Raw genomic sequence first — 6727 nt, 5'->3', positions numbered from 1 at the left:
CGCTCTTCCGATCTCGGCGACAACGTGACGATGGACGTGACGCTGATCGTGCCGATCGCGATGGAAGAGAAGCTGCGCTTCGCCATCCGCGAGGGCGGCCGCACCGTCGGCGCCGGCATCGTGGCCTCCATCGTCGCCTGACGACAGGCGACCGGCGCGCGGCTCACGCGCGCCGGTCCTGCCCATAGGGGCGAGGGGCCTTCGGGCCTTGGAACGAATTGGCTGCCTGAAGGAAGAGCGCTCGGAAGACGCCGGTGCGCCGGACGGTCTCCGACGAGAGGACGAATGCAATGAACGGCCAGAATATCCGCATCCGCCTGAAGGCGTTCGATCACCGGGTTCTCGACGCCTCCACGCGCGAGATCGTGTCGACCGCCAAGCGCACCGGCGCGAACGTGCGCGGGCCGATCCCGCTGCCGACGCGGATCGAAAAGTTCACGGTCAACCGCTCGCCGCACGTCGACAAGAAGTCGCGCGAGCAATTCGAAATGCGCACCCACAAACGGCTCCTCGACATCGTCGATCCGACGCCGCAGACGGTCGATGCGCTCATGAAGCTCGACCTCGCCGCCGGCGTCGACGTCGAGATCAAGCTCTGATCCAGAGCACGGGAAGGATAACGCCCATGCGTTCAGGTGTGATAGCACAGAAGGTCGGCATGACCCGCGTCTACAATGACGCCGGCGAGCATGTTCCGGTCACCGTCCTCAAGGTCGAGAACCTTCAGGTCGTCGGTCAGCGCACGCTCGAGAAGAACGGCTACACCGCCGTCCAGCTCGGAGCGGGCCTCGCCAAGGTCAAGAACACGACCAAGCCGATGCGCGGCGTGTTCGCCCAGGCTTCGGTCGAGCCGAAGCGCAAGCTCGTCGAGTTCCGCGTCACCGAGGACAACCTCGTCGACGTCGGCGCGGAGATCACGGCGGAGCACTTCGTCGCCGGCCAGATGGTCGACGTGTCGGGCACGACGATCGGCAAGGGCTTCGCCGGCGCCATGAAGCGCCACAATTTCGGCGGCCTGCGCGCCACCCACGGCGTGTCCGTTTCGCACCGTTCGCACGGTTCGACCGGTCAGCGCCAGGATCCCGGCAAGGTCTTCAAGAACAAGAAGATGGCCGGTCACATGGGCCAGACCCGCGTGACGACGCAGAACCTCGAGATCGTTCGCACCGACGTGGACAAGGGCCTGATCCTGATCCGCGGCGCCGTGCCGGGCTCGAAGGGCGCCTGGATCGAAATCCGCGACGCCGTGAAGGCCTCGCTGCCCGAGAACGCGCCGAAGCCGGCCGCGCTGCGCTCCGCAACGGGTGCCGCCGACGCCGACGCTTCGAAGGGAGCGGAATAATGGACGTCACGATCAAGAGCTTCGACGGCAAGGACGCCGGCACTGTCACGCTTGCCGACGAGATCTTCGGTCTCGAGCCGCGCGAGGACATCCTGCAGCGCATGGTGCGCTGGCAGCTGGCCAAGCGCCAGCAGGGCACGCACCAGACGCTCGGCCGCGCCGAGATCGCCCGCACGGGCGCCAAGCTGTACCGCCAGAAGGGCACCGGTCGCGCCCGCCACGGCTCGGCCCGCGCGCCGCAGTTCCGCGGCGGCGGCAAGGCCCATGGTCCGGTCTCGCGCAGCCATGCGCATGACCTGCCCAAGAAGGTCCGCGCCCTCGCGCTGCGCCACGCGCTCTCGGCCAAGGCCAAGAGCGACCAGATCGTCATCGTCGACGACCTGACCTCGGCCGACGGCAAGACCAAGGCCATGATCAAGAGCTTCGCCGATCTCGGCCTGTCCAACGCGCTGATCATCGGCGGTTCGGAAATCGACGCGAACTTCTCGCGCTCGGCCCGCAACATCGCTCATATCGACGTGCTGCCGGTCCAGGGCATCAACGTCTACGACATTCTCCGCCGCCAGACGCTCGTTCTGTCCAAGGCAGCGGTCGAGGCTCTGGAGGAGCGGTTCAAATGAGCGACCTTCGCCATTACGACGTGATCACCTCGCCGGTGATCACCGAGAAGTCGACGCTCCTGTCGGATGTCAACCAGGTCGTTTTCAACGTCCCGGGCACGGCCACCAAGCCCGCCATCAAGGCGGCGGTCGAGGCGCTCTTCGGCGTCAAGGTCACGGCCGTGAACACGATGGTCCGAAAGGGCAAGGTCAAGCGCTTCCGCGGCCGCGTCGGCCGTCAGAGCGATCAGAAGAAAGCCGTCGTGACGCTGGCCGCTGGCCACTCGATCGACGTCTCGACCGGCCTTTGATCGGGACCGGAGGATAAGCACGATGGCACTCAAGAACTTCAAGCCGACAACGCCGAGCCAGCGCCAGCTGGTCATCGTCGACCGTTCGGGCCTCTGGAAGGGCAAGCCGGTCAAGCAGCTGACCGAAGGCCTCTCGCAGAAGGGCGGGCGCAACAACACGGGCCGCGTGACGGCCCGCTACCAGGGCGGCGGTCACAAGCGGACCTACCGCATGATCGACTTCAAGCGCCGTCGCCTCAACGACGTCGCCACGGTCGAGCGCCTGGAATACGACCCGAACCGCACGGCCTTCATCGCCCTCATCAAGTACGAGGACGGCGAGCTCGCCTACATCCTGGCGCCGCAGCGCCTGGCCGCCGGCGACACGGTCGTCTCGGGCCTGTCGGGCGTCGACGTGAAGCCGGGCAACGCGATGCCGCTCTCGGCCCTGCCGGTCGGCACCATCATCCACAATGTGGAGATGAAGCCGGAGAAGGGTGGCCAGATCGCCCGTTCGGCCGGGTCCTATGCCCAGCTCGTCGGCCGCGACTCCGGCATGGCGATCCTGCGCCTGAACTCGGGCGAGCAGCGCCTGGTGCCGAGCTCTTGCTTCGCCACCGTCGGTGCGGTCTCCAACCCCGACCACGGCAATATCAACATCGGCAAGGCCGGTCGTTCGCGCTGGCTCGGCAAGCGCCCGCATGTGCGCGGCGTCGCGATGAACCCGGTCGACCACCCGCATGGCGGTGGTGAAGGCCGCACCTCGGGCGGACGCCATCCGGTGTCGCCCTGGGGCAAGCCCACGAAGGGCAAGCGGACTCGCCAGAACAAGGCGACCGACAAGTTCATCATGCGCTCGCGCCATCAGCGTAAGAAGTAAGAGGATTTCTTCATGGCACGTTCCGTCTGGAAGGGTCCGTTCGTCGATGGCTACCTTCTCAAGAAGGCTGACAAGGTCCGCTCGGGTGGCCGCAACGAGGTGATCAAGATCTGGACCCGCCGGTCCACGATCCTGCCGCAGTTCGTCGGTCTCACCTTCGGCGTCTACAACGGCTCGAAGCACATCCCGGTCTCGGTGAACGAGGACATGGTCGGACACAAGTTCGGCGAGTTCTCCCCGACCCGCACGTACTACGGCCACGGCGCCGACAAGAAGGCGAAGAGGAAGTAACACGATGGGCAAGGCGAAAGCCGAGCGTCGGCTGAAGGACAACGAGGCGAAGGCTGTCGCCCGTACGCTCCGTGTCAGCCCGCAGAAACTCAATCTCGTCGCGCAGATGATCCGCGGCAAGAAGGTCAACACCGCACTCGCGGACCTGACCTTCTCGCGCAAGCGGATCTCGGAGACCGTCAAGAAGACGCTCGAGAGCGCGATCGCGAATGCCGAGAACAATCACGACCTCGACGTCGACGCCCTCGTCGTCGCCGAGGCCTATGTCGGCAAGTCGATCACGATGAAGCGCTTCCACGCCCGCGGTCGCGGTCGTGCCAGCCGCATCGAGAAGCCGTTCGCGCACCTCACGATCGTGGTCCGCGAGATCGCCGCAGAGGAGGCCGCGTAATGGGTCAGAAGATCAATCCGACCGGTTTCCGCCTCGGCATCAACCGGACCTGGGATTCGCGCTGGTTCGCGAACACGGGCGAGTACGGCCAGCTCCTCCACGAGGACCTGAAGATCCGCAAGTTCCTGCTCGAGGAGCTCAAGCAGGCGGCGGTCTCCAAGATCGTCATCGAGCGCCCGCACAAGAAGTGCCGCATCACGATCCACTCGGCTCGCCCGGGCATCGTGATCGGCAAGAAGGGCGCGGACATCGAGAAGCTTCGCAAGAAGCTCGGCGCGATGACGAAGGCCGAGACGCACATCAACATCGTCGAGGTGCGCAAGCCCGAGACCGATGCAACGCTCGTCGCCCAGTCAATCGCCCAGCAGCTCGAGCGCCGCGTGGCGTTCCGCCGTGCGATGAAGCGCGCCGTCCAGTCCGCGATGCGGCTCGGGGCGGAAGGCATCCGAATTAATTGCGGAGGCCGTCTCGGCGGGGCTGAAATCGCCCGCACGGAGTGGTATCGCGAGGGCCGGGTGCCGTTGCACACGCTTCGCGCGGACATCGACTACGGCACGGCCGAAGCGCACACCGCCTATGGCGTCTGCGGCGTGAAGGTCTGGATCTTCAAGGGCGAGATCCTCGAGCACGATCCGATGGCGTCCGAGCGCCGTCAGGTCGAGGGCGAGGCTTCCGGCGGCAATCGCCGTCGCGAACACGCCTGAGCATAGAGTTCGGAGAACACGAGAATGCTGCAGCCAAAGCGCACGAAGTACCGGAAGGCGTTCAAGGGACGCATTCACGGGAATGCCAAGGGCGGAACCAGCCTCAACTTCGGCAATTTCGGCCTGAAGGCGATGGAGCCCGAGCGTGTGACGGCGCGTCAGATCGAGGCGGCCCGCCGCGCGATCACCCGCCAGATGAAGCGCCAGGGCCGCGTGTGGATCCGCATCTTCCCCGACCTTCCGGTCACGGCGAAGCCGACGGAAGTCCGCATGGGCAAGGGCAAGGGTGGTGTGGAGTACTGGGCGGCGCGCGTCGCCCCGGGCCGCATCATGTTCGAGATCGACGGCGTGGACGAGACGACGGCCCGCGAGGCGCTGCGCCTCGGCGCGGCCAAGCTTCCGATCCGCACGCGCTTCATCCAGCGCATCGCCGAGTAAGGAGAGTTTGAAGTGAAAGCTTCCGACGTCAAGACGATGACCCAGGACGAACTCACGGACGAGCTCGCCAAGCTCAAGAAGGAGCAGTTCAACCTGCGCTTCCAGAAGGCCACGGGTCAGCTCGAGAATACCGCTCGAGTTCGCGTGATCCGCCGCGACATCGCCCGGATCAAGACGATGGCGCGCCAGAAGGCCGCCGAGGCCAAGGCCTGAGGACGAAAACTATGCCCAAACGCATCCTGCAGGGGACGGTCGTCTCCGACAAGAACGACAAGACGGTCGTCGTGCTGGTGGAGCGCCGCTTCACCCACCCGCTCTTCAAGAAGACGGTTCGCCGCTCGAAGAAGTACAAGGCGCACGACGAGACCAACCAGTACAAGGTCGGCGACTTCGTCTCCATCGAGGAGAGCCGTCCGATCTCGAAGGACAAGAGCTGGGTCGTCGTTTCGAGCGACGCCGCAGCGGCCAGTTAATCGACGGATCGGCGCGGGCTCCGGCAACGGTCGGAGCCTCCCGGTGAATAAGCTTTGTGAAGGCGGCCTGACATGATTCAGATGCAAACAAACCTCGACGTGGCCGACAATTCCGGCGCTCGTCGTGTCATGTGCATCAAGGTGCTGGGCGGCTCGAAGCGGAAATATGCCTCGGTCGGCGACATCATCGTCGTCTCGATCAAGGAGGCCATTCCGCGCGGCCGCGTGAAGAAGGGCGACGTGATGAAGGCCGTGGTGGTTCGCACCGCCAAGGACATCCGCCGCGCCGACGGGTCTGTGATCCGCTTCGACCAGAATGCTGCGGTGCTCATCGACAACAAGAAGGAGCCGATCGGTACCCGTATTTTCGGACCGGTTCCTCGCGAGCTTCGTGGCAAGAACCACATGAAGATCGTGTCCCTGGCCCCCGAAGTTCTGTAAGGAGAGCGGACGATGCAGAAGATCCGCAAGGGCGACACCGTCGTCGTACTCGCCGGCAAGGACAAGGGCCGGTCGGGTGAAGTCATCCAGGTGATGCCGAAGGAAGACCGCGCCGTGGTGCGCGGCGTGAACATGGTCAAGCGCCACCAGCGCCAGACCGCGTCTCAGGAAGCCGGCATCATCTCCAAGGAAGCCCCGATCCATCTGTCGAACCTGGCGGTCGCCGACCCCAAGGACGGCAAGGCGACCCGAATCGGCTTCAAGATTCTCGAGGACGGCACGAAGGTGCGCGTCGCGAAGCGTTCCGGAGAGCAGATCAATGGCTGAGACCGCTTACGAGCCGCGCCTCAAGCGCGTCTATCGCGAGGAAGTCCGCAAGGCGCTCATGGAGGAATTCTCCTACCGGAACGTCATGGAGATCCCGCGTCTCGATAAGATCGTGATCAACATGGGCGTCGGCGAGGCCACGGGCGACTCCAAGAAGCCCTCGGTCGCCGCCGAGGATCTCGCCAAGATCGCCGGCCAGAAGCCGGTCATCACCAAGGCGCGCACCTCGATCGCAGGCTTCAAGGTCCGCGAGAACATGCCGATCGGCACGAAGGTCACGCTGCGCCGCGACAAGATGTACGAGTTCATGGATCGCCTGATCCAGATCGCCCTGCCGCGCGTGCGCGACTTCCGCGGCCTGAACCCCAAGAGCTTCGACGGCAATGGCAACTTCGCCATGGGCGTCAAGGAACACATCGTTTTCCCAGAGATCAATTACGACAAGGTCGATCAGATCTGGGGAATGGACATCATCGTCTGTACGACGGCGAAGAACGACGAGGAAGCCCGCGCCCTTCTCAAGGCGTTCAACTTCCCCTTCCGCCAGTAAC

The 6727-nt window shown here is 64.8% G+C and carries 15 protein-coding genes; all 15 read left to right on the top strand.

Going from position 1 to position 6727, the window contains the following annotated elements; all coding sequences use genetic code 11:
- The coding region (locus ASG48_RS18960) for a hypothetical protein (protein WP_156381619.1) at positions 1-141 on the top strand (141 nt) is incomplete at its 5' end.
- 149 nt (positions 142-290) lie between these two features.
- Positions 291-599, top strand: coding sequence for a 30S ribosomal protein S10 (gene rpsJ, locus ASG48_RS14745; protein ID WP_006205468.1), 309 nt, complete (start codon positions 291-293; stop codon positions 597-599).
- A 26-nt stretch (positions 600-625) separates the two neighbouring features.
- On the top strand, positions 626-1342 hold the full coding sequence (gene rplC / locus ASG48_RS14740) for a 50S ribosomal protein L3 (protein WP_055851332.1): 717 nt from the start codon (positions 626-628) through the stop codon (positions 1340-1342).
- The gene (rplD, locus tag ASG48_RS14735; protein WP_055851330.1) at positions 1342-1962 is read left to right on the top strand and encodes a 50S ribosomal protein L4; all 621 of its coding nucleotides are present in this window, start codon (positions 1342-1344) and stop codon (positions 1960-1962) included. Before rplC ends, rplD begins: the two co-directional genes overlap by 1 nt.
- Positions 1959-2252, top strand: coding sequence for a 50S ribosomal protein L23 (locus ASG48_RS14730; RefSeq protein WP_055851327.1), 294 nt, complete (start codon positions 1959-1961; stop codon positions 2250-2252). The genes rplD and ASG48_RS14730 overlap by 4 nt, the downstream gene beginning before the upstream one ends.
- A 22-nt stretch (positions 2253-2274) precedes the next feature.
- Positions 2275-3111 (top strand): 50S ribosomal protein L2, encoded by an 837-nt coding sequence (gene rplB, locus ASG48_RS14725; RefSeq protein WP_055851325.1) that lies wholly within the window; start codon positions 2275-2277, stop codon positions 3109-3111.
- Between the two features lie 12 nt (positions 3112-3123).
- The gene (rpsS, locus tag ASG48_RS14720; protein ID WP_055851323.1) at positions 3124-3402 is read left to right on the top strand and encodes a 30S ribosomal protein S19; all 279 of its coding nucleotides are present in this window, start codon (positions 3124-3126) and stop codon (positions 3400-3402) included.
- A gap of 4 nt (positions 3403-3406) precedes the next feature.
- Positions 3407-3793, top strand: coding sequence for a 50S ribosomal protein L22 (gene rplV, locus ASG48_RS14715; RefSeq protein WP_055851320.1), 387 nt, complete (start codon positions 3407-3409; stop codon positions 3791-3793).
- Entirely contained in the window at positions 3793-4497 is a 705-nt protein-coding gene (rpsC, locus tag ASG48_RS14710; protein ID WP_055851317.1) for a 30S ribosomal protein S3, read from the top strand. Before rplV ends, rpsC begins: the two co-directional genes overlap by 1 nt.
- Before the next feature lie 24 nt (positions 4498-4521).
- Positions 4522-4935: a 50S ribosomal protein L16 gene (gene rplP / locus ASG48_RS14705; protein WP_055851315.1), complete on the top strand. Its 414-nt coding sequence runs from the start codon at positions 4522-4524 to the stop codon at positions 4933-4935.
- Positions 4936-4947: 12 nt separating this feature from the next.
- On the top strand, positions 4948-5148 hold the full coding sequence (gene rpmC / locus ASG48_RS14700; RefSeq protein WP_055851311.1) for a 50S ribosomal protein L29: 201 nt from the start codon (positions 4948-4950) through the stop codon (positions 5146-5148).
- 11 nt (positions 5149-5159) lie between these two features.
- On the top strand, positions 5160-5408 hold the full coding sequence (gene rpsQ, locus ASG48_RS14695) for a 30S ribosomal protein S17 (protein WP_055851309.1): 249 nt from the start codon (positions 5160-5162) through the stop codon (positions 5406-5408).
- A 72-nt stretch (positions 5409-5480) separates the two neighbouring features.
- Positions 5481-5849, top strand: a complete 369-nt coding sequence (gene rplN / locus ASG48_RS14690) for a 50S ribosomal protein L14 (protein WP_055851307.1) — start codon at positions 5481-5483, stop codon at positions 5847-5849.
- A gap of 12 nt (positions 5850-5861) precedes the next feature.
- The gene (rplX, locus tag ASG48_RS14685; RefSeq protein ID WP_055851305.1) at positions 5862-6176 is read left to right on the top strand and encodes a 50S ribosomal protein L24; all 315 of its coding nucleotides are present in this window, start codon (positions 5862-5864) and stop codon (positions 6174-6176) included.
- Entirely contained in the window at positions 6169-6726 is a 558-nt protein-coding gene (gene rplE, locus ASG48_RS14680) for a 50S ribosomal protein L5 (RefSeq protein WP_055851302.1), read from the top strand. The genes rplX and rplE overlap by 8 nt, the downstream gene beginning before the upstream one ends.
- Position 6727: the final 1 nt, after the last annotated feature.

Origin of the sequence: Aurantimonas sp. Leaf443 (assembly GCF_001425575.1) — a bacterium.
Lineage (GTDB): Bacteria > Pseudomonadota > Alphaproteobacteria > Rhizobiales > Rhizobiaceae > Leaf443.
Note: the sequence above shows the minus strand (reverse complement) of the source record. Positions and strands in the feature narration are given on the sequence as shown.

What these genes read in the sequence shown, in the direction of transcription:
- rpsJ (WP_006205468.1), top strand. Translation starts at nt 291, where the DNA reads ATGAACGGCCAGAATATCCGCATCCGCCTGAAGGCGTTCGATCACCGG.
- rplC (WP_055851332.1), top strand. Translation starts at nt 626, where the DNA reads ATGCGTTCAGGTGTGATAGCACAGAAGGTCGGCATGACCCGCGTCTAC.
- rplD (WP_055851330.1), top strand. Translation starts at nt 1,342, where the DNA reads ATGGACGTCACGATCAAGAGCTTCGACGGCAAGGACGCCGGCACTGTC.
- ASG48_RS14730 (WP_055851327.1), top strand. Translation starts at nt 1,959, where the DNA reads ATGAGCGACCTTCGCCATTACGACGTGATCACCTCGCCGGTGATCACC.
- rplB (WP_055851325.1), top strand. Translation starts at nt 2,275, where the DNA reads ATGGCACTCAAGAACTTCAAGCCGACAACGCCGAGCCAGCGCCAGCTG.
- rpsS (WP_055851323.1), top strand. Translation starts at nt 3,124, where the DNA reads ATGGCACGTTCCGTCTGGAAGGGTCCGTTCGTCGATGGCTACCTTCTC.
- rplV (WP_055851320.1), top strand. Translation starts at nt 3,407, where the DNA reads ATGGGCAAGGCGAAAGCCGAGCGTCGGCTGAAGGACAACGAGGCGAAG.
- rpsC (WP_055851317.1), top strand. Translation starts at nt 3,793, where the DNA reads ATGGGTCAGAAGATCAATCCGACCGGTTTCCGCCTCGGCATCAACCGG.
- rplP (WP_055851315.1), top strand. Translation starts at nt 4,522, where the DNA reads ATGCTGCAGCCAAAGCGCACGAAGTACCGGAAGGCGTTCAAGGGACGC.
- rpsQ (WP_055851309.1), top strand. Translation starts at nt 5,160, where the DNA reads ATGCCCAAACGCATCCTGCAGGGGACGGTCGTCTCCGACAAGAACGAC.
- rplN (WP_055851307.1), top strand. Translation starts at nt 5,481, where the DNA reads ATGATTCAGATGCAAACAAACCTCGACGTGGCCGACAATTCCGGCGCT.
- rplX (WP_055851305.1), top strand. Translation starts at nt 5,862, where the DNA reads ATGCAGAAGATCCGCAAGGGCGACACCGTCGTCGTACTCGCCGGCAAG.
- rplE (WP_055851302.1), top strand. Translation starts at nt 6,169, where the DNA reads ATGGCTGAGACCGCTTACGAGCCGCGCCTCAAGCGCGTCTATCGCGAG.